Origin of the sequence: Maribacter caenipelagi (genome assembly GCF_004364175.1) — a bacterium.
Lineage (GTDB): Bacteria > Bacteroidota > Bacteroidia > Flavobacteriales > Flavobacteriaceae > Maribacter > Maribacter caenipelagi.
This window is the reverse complement of sequence record NZ_SNZW01000015.1, coordinates 254,182-271,701: the sequence shown is the minus strand read 5'-3', so window position 1 is coordinate 271,701 and position 17,520 is coordinate 254,182. Positions and strand designations below refer to the sequence as shown.

Here is a 17,520-nt window from a genome sequence, read left to right as displayed (position 1 = left end):
ACAATTATGTTACGCAAAAAGTATTTGCTCCTAATGGTTCTTGTCGGTCTGGCAAGCCAGTTGATGGGGCAACAGATCAGTAAGGAAGAACTTATTTTTTTAACTCCTCAATGGACGGGAGAGCGTTATGAAGACGGAAGGCCAAAAGTTTCCGATGAACTTTTAGAAAGGATGAAAGCTGTAAGTGTTGAGGAGGCCTGGGCCGTGATGAAAAATGAAGGATACCGGTATCAAATTGCTGAAGATTGGAAATTGATTAATGCGGATAGCGTTTTGGTAGGTCGTGCCGTTACGGCAACATTTATGCCAGGCCGTCCAGATGTGTGGAAAGCCATAGATGACCGTGGAAAAGCAGCAGGAAAGCGTGGACAGAATACTTGGCCTGTAGATATTTTGGTGAAGGGCGATGTTTACGTGGCCGATCAATTTGGTGCTGATAAGGATGGACCTACTATTGGAGATAATGTAGGTAATGCAATATTTGCTAAAACTGGTAATGGAATTGTATACGACGGAGCACTTAGAGATGTTGAAGGACTGGTGGAAATTGGAGGATTTACTTCCTTTTATACCAGTTACGATGCATCACACCATAATCCTCCAGGTGATTTGAATACTATGCTGGTAGGTATAAATCAACCTACTAGAATTAGAACCGTAACTGTAATGCCTGGAGATGTTGTTTTGGGTAAAATGGGTGTGGTTACTTTTATTCCACCACATTTGGCTGAGAAAGTGGCCACAACATCTGAAGTTGTTCGTTTGCGTGATATGTTCGGTCATCTTCGGATAAAAGAAGGTGTCTATACTGCAGGACAAATTGATACTCGCTGGGCCGAGGAAATTGAAAAGGATTTCAGCAAATGGCTTAACGAACATATTGATGACCTTCCAGTATCCAAAGAACAAATTGAGGAAATATTAAAGAAAAGAACTTGGTAAAATAATTTTAATTTGATAGTAGCATATTGAGCTAGAATAAAAAGAATTTTTAGCTTGTTGTCCTATTAATTTTATCCATTGCTATGATAAAAAATAAATGGTTTTATTTCTTTCGAATAGTCCTCCTCACAATTGTTATGGCAAGCATAACGATTGGGTGCGAAACTGGGACGAAGAAGAGTTTAGAACATACTACATGGTCCCATTACGGTGGTAGCCCGGACCAATCAAAATTCTTTGAGTCACCCGGCATTACAAAGTCCAACGTGTCAGAAATGGAAATACTGTGGAGCTATCCATCGGGTGATGATCGGTTTTATTTTTTTAGCCCAATTATTGTGGACAGTACCATGTATGTATTGGGAAAGAATAGTTCCCTAATCGCTATTCATGCCAGGACTGGGGAAGAGCTTTGGATACACACAGATCTTCCCGGCATTACGAGAAGGGGAATCAACTATTGGGAAAGCGAAGACAAAAAAGACAAAAGACTACTATTTACCCTAAACAATTCCATTCAGGCAATAAATGCTGAAACAGGTAAATCAATTTTAGATTTTGGAACAGAGGGATATGTTGACCTTAGGGAAGGATTGGATCGTGACCCTACATCGGTAACTAGAATTCAATCCATGATGCCCGGGGTAATCTATGATGACCTTTTAATATTAGGTTCAGCACCTGGGGAAGCTTATTTTTCTCCACCAGGTCATATAAGGGCTTATAATGTGGTAACGGGTACATTGGAATGGACCTTTCATACCATTCCTCACCCCGGGGAATTCGGCTATGATACTTGGCCCAAGGATGCTTACAAATATGTTGGCGGTGCCAATGTGTGGAGTGAAATTTCGGTAGATTCCGAACGTGGAATCGCTTATTTGCCCATCGGATCGCCTACTTACGACTATTACGGTGCCGATCGGTTGGGAAGTAATTTGTTTGCTAACTCCCTAGTCGCCGTAGATGCCCGAACGGGCGAAAGAATTTGGCACTACCAAACCGTTCATCACGATCTTTGGGATTATGACCTTTCACCGGCGCCTCAATTATTAACTGTAGATAAGGATGGTAAAAAAGTGGACGCCGTGGCCATCGCTACCAAACATGGTTTTGTTTTTGTGTTCGACCGTGTAACCGGTGAATCATTATTTCCCATTGAGGAAAAACCATTTCCTAAAAGCCAAATGCCAGGGGAAGAATCTTGGCCAACACAGCCCATAACATCACTACCAAGTTTTACAAGACACGAGGTTACCAAAGAAAATTTGAATCCTTTCTTTTCGGATAGTCTCAGGCAAGATTGGTTACAACGATTAGATTCTGCTAAAACTGGGTTGTACGTACCACCTTCAGATAAATATGAAACTTTAATAATGCCAGGAGCCTTAGGAGGTGCAAATTACGGGAACACCGCGGCAGATCCTTACAACGGGATAATGTACATTCAAACCCAAGAATATGCTTCCACCTATCGGCTGAGCAAGGTAGAACCACCAAAAACCGAATTAACGGCAAATGATGTGGGTAGGGTAAAATCGCTCTATAATTCTTCATGCATATCCTGTCATGGTCCAAATATGGAGGGTGGGGCAGGCCCTTCCTTAAAAAACATAGGACATCACATGTTTTATTCTGAATTTAGGAATACCGTTGTCAATGGAAAGGGGGTAATGCCAGGTTTGGTCCATGTAGATGAAGCTTCTTTAAAAGCCTTGTTCCAATTTCTTGGGGGTGATCCAGAACGAAGGAATTTTAGACGCGGCAATCAGGAGGTAGCAACTGTAGATGGCCCCGTTGTAGCTTCGGGAGGGGTAGCAATTCCATCTGATGCACAACGTGGAGCACCAATGGAGAAATATCCAGAAGATGTTGAGCGTCCAAAAGCCAGATACACTACGGATTATGGCTTGGATTGGCCCGGTCTTATCGACCCGCCTTGGTCTTCAATTCTAGCTTATGACCTTAACAATGGCTCCATAAAGTGGCGTCGACCCATCGGGGTAGATTCCCTTTATGTACAGGGAGATGAAAGCAAAGGTGCGCCTAACGGTACCCAGCGAAAGGGAATGGTCATTACTTCTACTGGAATCGTATTTGCGACGGCTAAAGGTGGAAGGGTTTATGCTTTTGACAGCGAAGATGGAAGCATCCTCTGGGAGACTACCTTGAGCAATGAGACCAATGCCCAACCAAGCATGTTTACCTTGAATGGAAAAGAATATTTGGTTATCAATGCCACTTCCAATTTTAGAAGCGATAGTTACGACCATTCAAAGAAGCCCGGGGCAATTGCCAAGGGATATGTGGTATACGGGATTCCGGATAAGAAGTAGTTTTTTTTAGCAAGAGTTCCTAATTATAATTTTTGAATCAAACAAAATATAGTACACTATTATGAAACCAATCCTTAGTTTTTTGTGCTGTCTAATGGGCAGCATCTCCATTGCGCAAAACTTGAATGATAGGGTCGTCCACAATGACCCTCCTACATATCGTGAATTGAGTGGGGTACATGCCGGTGCCGGTAAAATGGGGTTTACACAGCTTATCGGTAGCAACGATATGGCCACTAATTTCTTGTATTTACATTCGGGTTTAATTCATCCTAAATCGGGTATTGGCCATCATTTTCACCATACCATTGAAGAAATGTATGTTATTCTTGATGGGGAGGCAGAATTTACCATTAATGGAAGAACATCGAAAATTAAAGGTCCAGCCTTGGTTCCCTGTAAGCTTGGTGATTCTCACGGAATTTATAATACTTCTAGCAAACCGCTTAAATGGTTGAATTTTGCTGTAAGTGAAGTAAAGGCACAGGGAGATGCTTTTGACTTGAATGATGATCTTGTTAGTTCTAAGACGGATGAAATTCCAACGTTTGTAGCATCTAGATTGGATAAAAACCAACTAAAACCAAATGACAAAGTTTACAAAGGACAAGGAGTTCTATTTAACCGTATTTTAAGACCAGATGTATTCCGAACAGATTGGCATCATGTGGACCATTTGGTTGTTCCTTCTGGCAGCAATACTGAAAAGCGACAATTAGAGGGTGTTGAAGAAGTGTACTATGTGATTAATGGAGGCGGTGATGTAACTGTGGGGTCAGAGTCTACCACAGTTAAAAAAGACGATTCCTTTTATGCGGGTTTAGGAGAGGAAATTTCATGGACCAGTTCAGGTAATGATAATCTTGAAATTTTGGTCATAGGTATTGCGGCATCAAAAGATAGTGGACTAATCGTTAAGCCTTTGGAGAAACCTAAGGCGATGACCTTGCAAATGGATTTTGTGGTGGACAAGAAAAACGCAGTTGCTTTTGAAAAAATGTATTATTCAATCTATGTGCCCGCCATGGTCGTGCAAGATGGATATCTTAGCTCAAAATTACTTCGATTATTTTCGAATGATTTGGCTAAGGAAATTCAAGCGGAACCTACCGCATTCAATTACCAGATACAGATATCTTTCGATACTGAAGAAAATCGTAGAAAGTGGGTAGCAAGTGAGCAACATCAGATTGCTTGGCCAGCTGCCTCAGGTCTAGCCAAAGAATTTAAGTGGCGGGGGTACGACGTTATGGGTGATGATGTTCGAAAACCATAAGAATGGCCAAAGTAATTGTGATATGTGCGATGATTGATTTTTATATCGGTTTAAAGATGGTTTCATATTTTTAAGATTGATAATGATAATAGTCAATATTACTTTTTAGGAAGAAGTTTGCTTAGTGAGGAAATAGCTTCGGATATAATTTAAGTTAGGCAATTGAGTAACTATTAAATGAATACATGGAAAAAAATCAGATAATCCCAGGAATGGCGAATAAAGGTACTTGGATAGGAAGATGCCACATACCAAAAGAAATAGCTTATCGAAATATAGCGGGTCCACATGTAATATGGGTGCATATGGGAATGGTCTATGACCTATCCCACTATTTTAAATCTACTGGTGAACTAATTAATAGTCCTAATTATAAAAAGGTTTTAAATACAGAGGATTCCAAAATAACGGAAGTAGCAAAATTAGATGAAATCCTGGATAATTCACTTTTTCAAAATAGAGATGAGAATAAACCTTATTTACTATCTCCAAACGATACCCAAGCGATTAAGGCCTGTGGTGTAACTTTCATCAAAAGCCTGTTGGAACGTGTCATTGAGGAAAAGGCCAAGGGAGACGCGAGATTAGCAAAGCAAATACGTGGGGAAATTACCTCAACCATAGGTGAAGGTCTTAATAATGTTAAGCCGGGATCTGAACATGCAATGAAGTTAAAGGAGGAATTGAAGAAGATGGGAATCTGGTCCCAATATTTAGAGGTGGGAATTGGTCCTGATGCTGAAGTCTTTACCAAGTCCCAACCATTTTCAGCGGTAGGTTTTGGTGCCGAAGTTGGCGTACATCATGACTCAGGTTGGAATAACCCTGAACCTGAAGTGGTCTTGGTAGTCACCAATAAAGGACAAATTGTGGGGGCAACTTTAGGGAATGATGTAAATTTGAGGGATTATGAGGGCAGAAGTGCCCTGCTCCTAGGAGAGGCAAAAGATCAAAACGGTTCTTGTGCCATCGGGCCTTTATATAGAATGTTGGATGAGACGTTTTCGATGGAAGATCTAAAAACCGCTAAGGTATCTCTAAAAATAGAAGGAAAGGATGGATTCTTATTGGAGGACTCTAGTGATATGGGTGAAATAAGCAGATCACCAGAGGAACTTGTAAACCAGGTTTTGAGTGACAATCATCAATATCCAGATGGGTTTGTACTTTTCTGTGGTACCATGTTTGCACCAACCTTGGACAGGGGTGAAGAGGGAATGGGTTTCACCCATAAAATTAACGATGAAGTAGTTATTTCCTCCCCAAAACTAGGTAGATTAATTAATTGGGTGAATTTAACGAATCAAATTCCTAGATGGGAATTTGGTATAAATGCATTCGTGACTTACACCTTGGAACGCATGGGTGTAAAATAGGAGATATTTATGGTGTAAACATGCAAATCAAACAAATTCGTAATTCCTATATCAATAACTAAAAAGCCCAACTCTATTTTTTAGACAAACATGGAATTGGGCTTATTTCTCACTACAATAAGCTAATCACTTGAACTTGGAAGCATCCAAATTAAAGAATCGTACTTTGTTATTAAAGAAAATATCACGCTTTTGATCTTCCGATAGATAACCCAGGACTAAAAGTGCCAAGTGTAAAATTTCATAGGTGATGAAGACCACAATACACATTTTCAAAAAAAAATATTTAGAGGTAATTTACGTAACCTTTCATATGGGTTGGAATCTCATAAATTTTATCATAACTAACTATGTAAAGCGTTTTCATATCCTCTCCACCAAACCCTAGGCTTACAGGAAATGAAGGAAGGTTGATTATACCTGTAAAGTCTCCTTGGGAATCAAATATCTGTACTCCTAAATAAGTGGCTACATAAATATTCCCCATGGTATCGATGGCCATTCCGTCTGCACTAGAGGATTTGCCTTTACGGTCAAGTACGTTGCCCGTTAAACGTAATTCGGCAAATTTTCTTCCATTGGATATGGTACCATCATCGTTTACGTCATAAGCCCAAACAAAATTTTCCTTGGAGCTATTTATGGGATACCAAGACTCATCATCATAACAATTATTAATGTAAAGCGTTTTGCCGTCCGGCGAAAGTAAAATTCCGTTAGGCATGGCAAATTCGTTGGGTTCTACTAACCGAATAACTTTTTTATCAGGTGATATGTAATAAACCGCCCTTCCAGGCTGAAATTTTTCAGTTTCCATAGTAAACTGCGGATCCGTAAAATAAATTCCGCCTTTGCTATCGGTAATGATATCGTTTGGACCGTCTATAGGTTTTCCATTGTAGGAATCCGCAATGACCCGTACCACTTCTCCAGAGGTGGTCATTTCAACGACGCGATGCCCTATCATATCACAGACTAGCAAATTCCCATTTTTATAGGGATATAGTCCGTTCGCCTGCATTTTACCTTCAATAATATTTGTATATGTTCCGTCTTCTTCCATGGCTACAATAGTGCTTTTCTTTGGGTCGGCGTTCCAATTCTGGTCAAAGTACATGTTGGAAAAATATAGTTTACCGTTCATCCATTTAGGTCCTTCACTAAAGGTCAAATTCGGTTTTGTCTTAGCACCGTCGATTAGTAGTTTTGGTTTAGCATCTTTTGGAATTATTTGGTGATATTTCTTAAGTGAAGCTTGCTGCTTCTTCATATAATCTTCACGTATCGGATTAAAAATTTCAAGTGCATCAAAGCCTGTATCACCCGTAATGTTAGCATGTACCATATTCCCGGGTACAAATGCAATATCTTTTGGCTCTAGATTTAGCTTTTTATCCAAAACCGTTTCTGTTAGGCTTCCCCTTAACAAAAGAGTAATCTGTTCCTCTGGATGAATATGTGCTTGGGATTCAGCATTTGGGTCTGCCGTCACTAAACTGAGCTGCATATTTCCTGCGGAAACAAGTCTGGTAAATACACCTTTTTTAATTTGGGTTAACTGAATATCATAAAAGTCATAAACGGTATTGGGAACAATGGTAGCTTGTATGCTGGTGCTTCTTTCTTGGATTTCAGATGGTAAATCGGTTATACCTATTTTTTCTAAATAATCCAACCTAATAGGATTATAGACTTCCATGACCTTAGCTGCTTCGTCACCAACTACAATTTCGCTATCGCTTCCTTTTTTCTGAAAAATAAAATCCATTTTGGGAGTTCCGCTATGGGTGCCATCCGGTTCTTCACGGTTTTTGGAAATCATTTTGAGATTGTTATCCTCGTTTTTGAGATTAATAGTTCCTTCCATGACAATGAGAAATCTATCCGTGGTTAATTTTTCATTAGGTATCGTAATATTTGGCCCTAATTCTAATATGCTTACTAAATTTTCTTTCCCCCAGAAAATTTTTGCTATGACACCATCATATAATTTCACACTATCCAAAAGTTGAAGGTTTTTAGCGGTACCTACATCCAAGTTGGGATTTATTCCTGTAGAAGGTTGGTTCGGCAGTTCTCTTACGTTGAGTCCATATTCCTTTATCAATTCGTTATTTCGTTCTTCCCATTCTGGTCTGGAAGTAGTATTACAACTATAAATTGAAATTAGAATAAGTAATATGGAAACAGCTTTCAAATTATAAGAAATACGATTCATGTTCTTTTATTTTCTGTGATTACCTGTATTTAAAATGACTTTCTTAAAAATACCTAAAAGTTGCGCCTATTACTTAAATAAAAGCTGCGTGAATTTGAAAATGTCATGGCGCCAAACGGGCCATGTGTGCCCTCCTGGATATTCGCTATACTCATATTCAATGTCCATTTCGTCAAATTTCTCCATCATCACTTGACAATTTTTGTAGGCAATATCCTCTTCACCTCCCATGGAAATAAAGAAGCGGTCTAAATTACTATTAATTTTTTCGGCATGCTCTTTCATAAAGGAATATTGTGGACCAGATAGTTCATCGTTATTTGCAAACCAGCCTGAACTAAAAACCCCTAAATAAGAGAACATGCCGGTATTCTGAATACCGGCATAAAGTGTCTGTAACCCGCCCATAGAGAGTCCGGCCAAAGCTCTGCTGTCAGCATCTGTCTTTACACGATATTTATTTTCAACGAAAGGTATTGCACCTTGTTTTAATTCATTTTCAAAGGCTTTCAATGAATTTTCATTGAACCCGGCAAGACCGCCTGAGGAAACATTTCCGTCTAGCATGGCAATAATCATGGGTTTTACTTTGTTGGCCGCAATAAGATTGTCCATTATAAAATTTGTCTTGCCTTGTTGCGCCCAACCTCGTTGGTCTTCCCCGCCCCCATGCAAAAGGTACAAGACAGGATACGATTCTTTTGTTATATCATAACCGGGAGGGGTATACACATACATTTGGCGCCAAGACTGTGTCGTTTGTGAAAAATATTCGTTGACCCTTAAATCGCCATGAGGTACATTGGTCTTGGCGTAATAATCATCCCCTCTAAAAGGAATTTCAATGCCGCTGGCCATGCGTCCCATACCGTAAAACGATTCGCTTGCCGGGTCTGACACGGCAACACCATCTATGACTAACGAATAATAATGAAACCCTTCACCAATGGAATCTGTGGTTACCGACCAATAGCCTTCTTCGTCAAAATCCATATCATACTTTTGGCCTAAATCAATCTGAACGGTCTTGGCATTTTCTGCTTTGGTCTTGAAAACGACCCTGCTATCGGGCAATATTTGAGGGTATTGCGACCTTCTGATATTTGTACTAGCAGGTGTGCCCAATACACTGTATTTATCAAATTTCCCTTTATCCACCGGTTTAAAAAGTAATTGTGAGAACATGTACAGATCGTTTTTCCATACTTCAAAGTCGTGTCCTCCCGGTTCTATATAAAAAACATGGGGCACTTGATTTTCTCTAAAATAATCGCTTGTTCTTTTACTGAAAGGCATAAGGTCGTCTTTGTCTCCGCAAGAAATCCAAAGCAGTTTTATTTGTTCTTTGGCCAAGGCAGGGTTTGTCAATAATTTCTCAGGAGCCATAGTATTGGGCGCAGAAGAAAATCCGCCTATCCAAGCAAATTTATCCAGGTTGGTAAGGCCAAAGTTCAATGTTTGACCACCGCCCATGGATAGGCCGGCCAAAGCCCTATGCTCCCTATCCTTATAAACTTTAAAATTCTTTTCTACATACGGAATGAGATCGTTTAGCAAATCCTTTTCAAAATTGGCAAAAGCCGCTATTTTATCGCCTGAGAAGATATTGCCTTCGGCCCTGTCGTTCTTCATTGCCCTGCCATTGGGCAGAATCACTATCATGGGCTCTAATTTACCTTCGGCATATAGATTGTCAAATATAACTTGCGGCGTACCTTGGGTACACCACTCTTTTTCATCTCCCCCGATTCCATGAAGCAGATACAACACGGGATATCTTTTAGCTTTATTAAAACCTGGTGGAGTGTACACCAAAGCTTTTCTTGTGGTACCCACAGTTTTAGACTTATAAGTTATACTATCGATTTTTCCTTTTTTGATTTGTTCTTTTGGCACATCAAAACCTATTGGGGCGTGCTTGATCATTACAGGGTCATTCGCCCTGTTTCTCATTAAATTAAGCACCTTGGTCGCATATCTTTTTCCTAAAATGCGGTATCCCTCGGCATTAAAGTGAAGGTTGTCCTTAGCATCCGGAACACCCTTAGAGGATACAATATGGGAATTGGGTATGGTCTCTGGCAAGGTGGCAATAATAGCATTCATGCTTTCGCAAACCCCACTTTGGTCGGCATGCACCACTTCACCTGCAAACAAGGGGGTTTCTTTGGCATTCAAACCTAAATCTTTAATTAGGTTGTCATAAACAATTTTAACCTTTTTGGGCCACAACGAATCACCTGTGTTTGATTCACCTTGATGCAACAAAATGCCTTTGATCACACCATCTTTTTGAGCCACTTTGGCCATATCTACCAATCGTTGATACGGATTGTTATCGTATTCTTTGGCCATGTTTTTTAACCAATCTGGGGCTGTAGACAGATATTCTTTGGTCTTATCTTTATCAAACAGTTCTATTTTACATCCGCCAACGGCGACATTGATTACCCCAATTGTTATGCTATCCGGTAATCTTTCGACCATCGCCCTACCAAAATAGTCGGTTGGCGTCAATCCGGTATTACAACGACTAAGGGGAGGCACTGCGGTGTACCATTTACCCATTTCTCTATCAAGGTCTGGACAGTCTACAACCTGTAGCACTTTAAAACGTTCATTGACGTTCACGGTGTCTTGTGCTTCAATTTTAGCGTTTCCTTCCATATTCGATTGACCAAAGCTTAAATATATATGGAAGTTGGAATTTTGGGAATACAATGAATTTACTACCAAAAAAAGGAAGGTATATAGCTGTAAGCGAATTAGTTTTTTCATTTGGTTTTATTTATACTTATTTTTTTAAACAATTGTTATAGGGAATGTGCTAAATATAGTTTGCAAATCATATAAGAAAGGCCACCGGAAACTATAAAAGGCTTTACATTTCTTTTCTTTAAACATGGACAAATTTTCAGAATTTAAATGAACAGAATAGTTCCTTTTTATAAATGGAATTATAGCTATCAACATATTGTATGTGCTACCCAAAACAACTTGTAAACTTTTGGCTTTGGACGCATCTATCTGAAAATCGACACGATAATTGGGTAAAATTGTTGGGTGCTCATGTCCAGTAATGTTTGTTTTAGCTGGTACGCCATTTTCTTCCGCAAAACCTTCAGAAAGAGATATGAAATTAATTATGGCAGTTAAAACATATTTTTTCATTCTATATATTTAATTGGGCGTAATTATTTGATAATTTCCACTCAAGTGCATTAGACTAAATAGATAGAGCAATCCGTCATAATATGGATCAAAATAACCATCTTCATAAGGTTCTAATTTAGCATTCCAAATGGCATCAATAAAGTCCTTACTGCCTTTATCGTTTTTTATTAGTGCTGTTGTTGCAGCGGTAGAAACTAGGCCAATAGAATGTCTAAGTTTTTTTTCTGGACCTGCTTGAAGTATAAAATCTGGTTTGGTGCCATCTAAATTAAACTGGTCGTCATAAGTGTCTAATCCTTTTGATCTTAAGAAATTTTGAAAACGGGTTGCATAGTCTTTTTTCCATTCTGCATCCTTACCTGTCCAAACATAATCCATAGCTATATTCATTGGAACACGCCAAGAATCGTAGCGAAAACCTGGTGGCATCCAACGTGTAGGGTGCGGTTCGCCACTAAATTCGGTATAGTCAGAATTAAGACCTGTTACTGGGTGTGTTGCTCTGTGTAAAAAAACGCGTGAGGTATCTGCACAAGCCATATAAAATTCTTCATGCCCATCTTTGGCATAAGCAGCCCATATTTCATAAAAGGCGGGTAAATGATAAGAGGGGTCTGTCCAGTTATAATTGTTGCCTTCTGGCACAAAAGTTATTTGTTTATGCTCTGTGTTGATGAGGTTGTATATATTACCCGCACCATCTTTACTCCACATGGCATCTAAAATTCCTTTGGCTTCTTTGTAATAATCAATGCCAGTTTTATTTCCCCATTTATTGGATGCAAATAACAAGCTTGTTACATAATAAAATTCGCCATCAGATGCAGAACCAGGTGAATTTTGCTTCATGGTTTCCGGGTTGAAACTCCATGCAAAATACCCCTCTCTTGGGCCACTTTGATGTTGCAAGTAAGTTTTGGAAAAACGCCATAATTTGTCAAAAACATCTTTTTTTTCCAACTGAACGGCAATCATCATACCATAAGACATGCCTTCGGTTCTAACATCTTTATTTTTAACATCTGAAACATAGGCCATAGAATCCCCAACTTGAAAATACACACGATTTGGGCCTTCAAAAACATCATAATAGGCTTTTGACAATTTTTTATTAATGTCTTTCTTTTTATACCCATACTCTTGGAAGAGATTTTTGTATTTCACATTTTTAAAGTTGTTGGAATTTTGGGCATTAGTTAAGTAAGCTACTAAAACCATAAAAACCATTAAAGCACTTTTTCTCATAATTTTCAATTCTAAAAGATTACCCATTTTATAATTATTTAAAAACCCGTTGAAGAGATTGTGTTAGATATAATTTACAGTTCATCCAAGTATGGCCGCCCGAAACAAAAATAGGTTCCACATTAATTTTCTTTTCTTTAAACATGGCTAAATTGCCTTGAACACTTTCATAGAGAAAATCGTCTTTTCCTATACTGATGGTGAACAGTTTTAATTGCTCATTTATTTTTTTGGCATCGGGGTTCCAATTGGTGAAATTTTGAGCGAACTCTTGGGTAGCTGTGTAAGGCGCAAAAGAGAAGATATATGAGAACTTATCCGTATTTGTTAAACCGATATTCAATATTTGCCCTCCACCAACAGAAAATCCTGCAATAGCTCTATTTTCAGAATTTGTATGAACTGGATAGTTACTTTCTATAAAAGGAATTATATCATTCATTACATCTTTTGTGAAATCTGGCATGGGCGATGGACGAACATTCCCGTAAGGCATTATAATTAGCATAGGAACAGCTTTACCATCGGCAATTAAGTTGTCTGCGATTAAATTGGCCTTACCAACTTTAGTCCAAGTTTCTTCAGTATCCGAACCACCGTGAATTAAATATAGCACAGGATATTTTTTTGTTTTATCCTGCCTATCAAAACCAGGAGGTGTGTAAACCAAAAGGCGTCTGGTTGTATTCAAAGTTTCAGAATCATAGTAGCGGTAAGTCACTTTACCATGAGCAACATCTCTAAGGGAGTATACCAATGGTTTATTACCAGGAATGTCAACAATACTTCTTTTAAACCTTTCGTTAGCAAAAACGTAGGTGTTATTAGGGTCTGCAACCTCAATACCATCAACTTTATAGCTGTATGGGTAAATATCTGGTGTTACTTTTTTAATGGTTGCTGACCATATACCGTTTTCATCCTTGGTCATAGCTAATTGTTCTTCAAGAATTTCGGTACTTAACAATACTTCTTTTGCATTTGGAGCATAATACCTAAAGGTAACATCGTTTTTTGAGTTTACATCAGGAGAACTTAATCTAGGAGCTCTTTGTGCATTCAGAATTTGAAATGAAACAAATAGCACTAAGGTGATTATATATGTTAGTTTCTTCATGATGTCTTTATTTAAAAAGTAATTGAGCAGACTCTGTTACAAATTTCTTCACATTCATCCAAGTATGACCGCCAGAAGTAATAAGACCTTGAAACTTAATATTATGTTCATCCATATACTTCATATAATCCATTACTGGTCTATACAGGAAATCTGAATTACCAACACTCACCCAATTCAATTTCAACATTTTATTAGTTTGTTCTGGGTTGCTACTTACGGAAACGAAATCGGTATCCATATCTTCGGGCGATGCCGAAGCAGCATAGGAGCAAACCCAAGCGAAGGTGTCCATATTGCCATAAGCTATTCTAAGTGTTTGTCCGCCACCTCTTGAAAAACCAGCAATGGCTCTGCTTTCTCTGTCCTTAATGGTTCTGTAATTAGATTCAATGTAAGGGATGATATTTTTAATCAAATCGTTCTCTATCTGTTTCATTCTAAGGTTTGAAGCTTCACTATCGCGAGGTGGATCTTCTGGTTTAACATCGCCCTTTTGCTCTGCAATTCTTGCAGCTACATTTCCATAAGGCATTACAACTATCATAGGTTCGGCAAGACCCTCTGCAATAAGATTATCTAAAATGAAATTGGTTCTGCCAACTTTATAAAAGGTTTCTTCTGTATCGGTAGTACCGCTTATTAAATAAAATACAGGGTAACTTTTATCAGGAGAATCATCATACCCAGGTGGCGTGTAAACTACCACGGAACCCGTAGAGCCTTTTAAGGAAGGGTAATATTCGTAAGTAACGGCACCGTGAGGAACATTTCTTAACTCATACATTCTTGGTTCATCGCCTGGAACCAATAGAATACTACCTTTAAAACGTTCATTAGGGAAATAATCAACATTTCCCGGATCCATTACAGAAGTACCATCTACAATAAAGTTATATGGATATATATCTGGTTGTATTGGACCAACGGTAACACGCCAAATACCTTGATCGCCTTTGGTCATTTCAACAGGTCCGCCACTTAAAAATTGACCGCTTAATATAACTTTTTCAGCATTTGGGGCCAAGTACTCAAAAGTGACGGTTTTATTACCATGTACCTGTGGCGAACGCACAAATGGACCTCTTGGAGGTTGCGCTTGCATGGTAAATGCCAACGCGAACATAAAGGTGAAGATTAATAATTGTTTGGTTCTCATAGTTAATTATATAGTTTGTTTAATTCATCCAATCATTTCGCTTTAGCCATGCAAACAATGGGTCCATCCAATCTTGATGTCTAAATATAAATCCATGCCCGCCTTTTGGGTAAATATGCATTTCAGCATCTACTTTATGGTGTCTTAAACTTTCAAAATAAGATATGCTGTTATCTACATCTACCGTAATGTCATCTGCAGTGTGTGTTAAATAGGCAGGAGGTGTATTCTTTTTTACTTGTTGTTCGTTTGAAAATAGTTTTATATCCTCTTCTGAAGGTGTATTTCCAATAAGCGCATCACGTGAACCTCCATGGGTTAAATCTGAAGTCATGCTGATTACCGGATATACTAAAATTTGGAAATCGGGCCTTAAACTGGTATTGTTGGGGTTATCAATATAGGATGTTTCAAAATGTGTTGCTGCAGAGGAGGCTAGATGTCCACCAGCAGAAAAGCCCATGACACCAATTTTTGAATCATTAATGCCCCATTTTTCAGCATTCTCACGCACCAATTTAATAGCTTGTTGGGCATCTTGAAGCGGACCAATTTTTCGGTCTTCCATAATGTCATCATTGGGCAAACGATATTTCAATACAAATGTGGCAATACCCTGTTCAGCCAAAGATTTGGCATTGCCCACACCTTCACCTTGGTAAACAACAACGCTATAACCACCTCCCGGCACTAGGATGATAGCAGTGCCATTGGCTTTTTCTGGATTTGGTTTAAAATACTCTAATGTTGGATTGGTGACATCTCTATACATGCCTTCTCCAGATTCTTTTATTTCAGATGGTTTTGAATTTGGAATTTCTGAAGAATATAGATTTATTATTTCCTGAGCATTTATAGCGGAAAATGATAATAAAAATAAAACTATAGAGTAAAAAATATTTTTTTTCATGGATTAGCTTTTTAATTTCACCTCTGTTTTTTTTTGGTCTTTCAACCACTAAAACTCTTTTGTTTTTCTATTTAGGCGAGGCATCATTTGTCGTAGTAGCATAGAGCCCTAGTAAACATCCGGTAAAACCTCCCGCTACATCAGTAGATAAGATGTCGCCAGATACGGTAACTCCCAAAGTCTTAAAATCTGCTCCTTTCAATGCGAATTGGAACTCATATTTATCGCCATTGGCAACAATTTTCAAATTAATGGAATTGTCCCAGTCAATTTTTTGCGCTGCCAGTATTTCAGATTTCAATTCGGCCTGTCTGTTGGATTTATAGTTTTTTTCAAGAACCACATAGTAGTCCTTGTCTTTTTTGGTTACCCCAAAAACGTAATTTGAATTTTCATTTTGATAAGCTGTAACTCCGGCCAAATCTTTTTCCGATTTTGGTTGATAGTTCAACGTAGTGGTAAATGAAAAGTTTTTATGCTGTTGCCGATGAAATAGCGTTGAGGTAGGTTTTCGTTCTTTGATGTTGGTGCTATAAGGAGTAATTTCCAACCCTTTCTTGGTTTGCTTGATGAAGGCTTCTCGTGGTCCACGTAAACCGATCCATCTAAAATCAAGCTTGTCCGAAGAAAAATCTTCCTCATAAGTGAAATTCCCATTGGGTATAAAGCCATTTTGACCGGTTTTATTGGTGACCCCTTCCGGCATTTTAAGTTTTGGCTCCATAGGTACCAAACCATTTTCAAATACTGGAAATTCACCTGACCAATCTACAGGAAGAATGAAGGTTTCCCGTCCTGTATTTACACGATTTTCTTCATTGGGTCTAATGGCCAGGAATACGCCGTAATATTCGCCATCCGGACCTTGGACCAAATCGGCGTGCCCGGCCCAGTCTACCTTATTTTCTCTTTCTTTTGGAAAATAGCGTTGGGTCAAAATAGGATTGCTTGGAGCGGGAATGTAAGGTCCTTTTGGACTATCACTTTTAAAAACCACCTCACTGTGCCAATCTCCGGTTCCTCCTTCGGCACACATTAGATAATAACTTCCGTCTTTTTTATAGATATGTGGAGCTTCTATCCAAATAGGTTTTTCAGTAATATCCACACCACCATCTACGATGATTTTATCCGTACCGGCAATCACTTGATCGTTCTCGATATCATATTCCCATATTTTAATGACCCTATGTCCGTTGTACAATTCTTTTCCTTCATCCGGGGCATCATTGTGAACAATATATCCTTTGCCGTCTTCATCAAAGAAGATAGAGGGGTCAATACCACCAAAATCTAGCTTAATGGGGCTGCCCCAACCTTTCATAGGATCTTTTGTTTTTACGATGATATTTCCAAGTCCACCGGAAAAAGCCGTAACAATCATATAAAAAGTATCATTATGAGGGTTGTAAGTTATGCCAGGAGCATAAACACCCTGACTAATACCAGTATCATGAGGGTTGAATTCAGTAATGTCATCTAAAACACCGCCTAAATCAGTCCAGTTGACTAAGTCTTTTGAGTGGAAAATGGGTACTCCAGGAAACATTGCAAAAGAGGAGCAAACCATATAATAATCATCTCCCTTACGAGTAATGGCGGGGTCAGGATAACAACCTTGCAAAATAGGGTTAAAAAATTCATCTTTCTCCAAGGTATATTTGTTGTAGACCTCATCATTACCTTCATAGATGACTTTAGTGAAAATAGGTGTGTTTTTTTTTGGTGGATAAGTATTGTATTCGGCAACGGTAAAACTTACCATTG

The 17,520-nt window shown here is 38.7% G+C and carries 12 protein-coding genes; 4 read left to right on the top strand and 8 right to left on the bottom strand.

Translation table 11 applies throughout. The features are described from left to right. Positions 1–6 precede the first annotated feature (6 nt). From DFQ03_RS11695 to DFQ03_RS11680, 4 genes are all read left to right on the top strand, one after another. Positions 7–942 (top strand): RraA family protein, encoded by a 936-nt coding sequence (locus tag DFQ03_RS11695; protein ID WP_133673365.1) that lies wholly within the window; start codon positions 7–9, stop codon positions 940–942. 137 nt (positions 943–1,079) lie between these two features. After that, complete coding sequence (locus DFQ03_RS11690) at positions 1,080–3,278, top strand: outer membrane protein assembly factor BamB family protein (RefSeq protein WP_208295915.1); 2,199 nt, start codon at positions 1,080–1,082, stop codon at positions 3,276–3,278. Positions 3,279–3,339: 61 nt separating this feature from the next. Further along, positions 3,340–4,554 (top strand): cupin domain-containing protein, encoded by a 1,215-nt coding sequence (locus DFQ03_RS11685; RefSeq protein ID WP_133673363.1) that lies wholly within the window; start codon positions 3,340–3,342, stop codon positions 4,552–4,554. Between the two features lie 185 nt (positions 4,555–4,739). Beyond that, entirely contained in the window at positions 4,740–5,930 is a 1,191-nt protein-coding gene (locus DFQ03_RS11680) for a fumarylacetoacetate hydrolase family protein (protein WP_208295914.1), read from the top strand. Between the two features lie 286 nt (positions 5,931–6,216). Here the strand turns inward: DFQ03_RS11680 and DFQ03_RS11675 are convergent, their stop codons facing one another. The 8 genes from DFQ03_RS11675 to DFQ03_RS11640 all read right to left on the bottom strand — a co-directional run bounded on the left by DFQ03_RS11675 (position 6,217) and on the right by DFQ03_RS11640 (position 17,518). Next, positions 6,217–8,148 (bottom strand): SMP-30/gluconolactonase/LRE family protein, encoded by a 1,932-nt coding sequence (locus DFQ03_RS11675; protein ID WP_133673362.1) that lies wholly within the window; start codon positions 8,146–8,148, stop codon positions 6,217–6,219. A 69-nt stretch (positions 8,149–8,217) separates the two neighbouring features. Next, positions 8,218–10,926, bottom strand: coding sequence for an alpha/beta hydrolase-fold protein (locus tag DFQ03_RS11670; protein WP_133673361.1), 2,709 nt, complete (start codon positions 10,924–10,926; stop codon positions 8,218–8,220). 24 nt (positions 10,927–10,950) lie between these two features. Beyond that, positions 10,951–11,319 (bottom strand): hypothetical protein, encoded by a 369-nt coding sequence (locus DFQ03_RS11665; protein ID WP_133673360.1) that lies wholly within the window; start codon positions 11,317–11,319, stop codon positions 10,951–10,953. Between the two features lie 9 nt (positions 11,320–11,328). Further along, entirely contained in the window at positions 11,329–12,594 is a 1,266-nt protein-coding gene (locus DFQ03_RS11660; RefSeq protein ID WP_133673359.1) for a glycosyl hydrolase family 8, read from the bottom strand. 7 nt (positions 12,595–12,601) lie between these two features. Next, complete coding sequence (locus DFQ03_RS11655; protein WP_133673358.1) at positions 12,602–13,684, bottom strand: esterase; 1,083 nt, start codon at positions 13,682–13,684, stop codon at positions 12,602–12,604. 7 nt (positions 13,685–13,691) lie between these two features. Continuing rightward, a complete protein-coding gene (locus tag DFQ03_RS11650; RefSeq protein ID WP_133673357.1) occupies positions 13,692–14,843 on the bottom strand; it encodes an esterase in 1,152 nt (383 codons plus the stop codon). A 19-nt stretch (positions 14,844–14,862) separates the two neighbouring features. After that, entirely contained in the window at positions 14,863–15,753 is an 891-nt protein-coding gene (locus DFQ03_RS11645) for an alpha/beta hydrolase (RefSeq protein ID WP_133673356.1), read from the bottom strand. A gap of 67 nt (positions 15,754–15,820) precedes the next feature. Beyond that, complete coding sequence (locus DFQ03_RS11640) at positions 15,821–17,518, bottom strand: glycoside hydrolase family 43 protein (RefSeq protein WP_208295922.1); 1,698 nt, start codon at positions 17,516–17,518, stop codon at positions 15,821–15,823. Positions 17,519–17,520 lie beyond the last annotated feature (2 nt).

Excerpts from the sequence above, each read along its gene's own strand:
- DFQ03_RS11695 (WP_133673365.1), top strand. The coding sequence starts at position 7 with ATGTTACGCAAAAAGTATTTGCTCCTAATGGTTCTTGTCGGTCTGGCA.
- DFQ03_RS11690 (WP_208295915.1), top strand. The coding sequence starts at position 1,080 with ATGGCAAGCATAACGATTGGGTGCGAAACTGGGACGAAGAAGAGTTTA.
- DFQ03_RS11685 (WP_133673363.1), top strand. The coding sequence starts at position 3,340 with ATGAAACCAATCCTTAGTTTTTTGTGCTGTCTAATGGGCAGCATCTCC.
- DFQ03_RS11680 (WP_208295914.1), top strand. The coding sequence starts at position 4,740 with ATGGAAAAAAATCAGATAATCCCAGGAATGGCGAATAAAGGTACTTGG.
- DFQ03_RS11675 (WP_133673362.1), bottom strand. The coding sequence starts at position 8,148 with ATGAATCGTATTTCTTATAATTTGAAAGCTGTTTCCATATTACTTATT.
- DFQ03_RS11670 (WP_133673361.1), bottom strand. The coding sequence starts at position 10,926 with ATGAAAAAACTAATTCGCTTACAGCTATATACCTTCCTTTTTTTGGTA.
- DFQ03_RS11665 (WP_133673360.1), bottom strand. The coding sequence starts at position 11,319 with ATGAAAAAATATGTTTTAACTGCCATAATTAATTTCATATCTCTTTCT.
- DFQ03_RS11660 (WP_133673359.1), bottom strand. The coding sequence starts at position 12,594 with ATGGGTAATCTTTTAGAATTGAAAATTATGAGAAAAAGTGCTTTAATG.
- DFQ03_RS11655 (WP_133673358.1), bottom strand. The coding sequence starts at position 13,684 with ATGAAGAAACTAACATATATAATCACCTTAGTGCTATTTGTTTCATTT.
- DFQ03_RS11650 (WP_133673357.1), bottom strand. The coding sequence starts at position 14,843 with ATGAGAACCAAACAATTATTAATCTTCACCTTTATGTTCGCGTTGGCA.
- DFQ03_RS11645 (WP_133673356.1), bottom strand. The coding sequence starts at position 15,753 with ATGAAAAAAAATATTTTTTACTCTATAGTTTTATTTTTATTATCATTT.
- DFQ03_RS11640 (WP_208295922.1), bottom strand. The coding sequence starts at position 17,518 with ATGGTAAGTTTTACCGTTGCCGAATACAATACTTATCCACCAAAAAAA.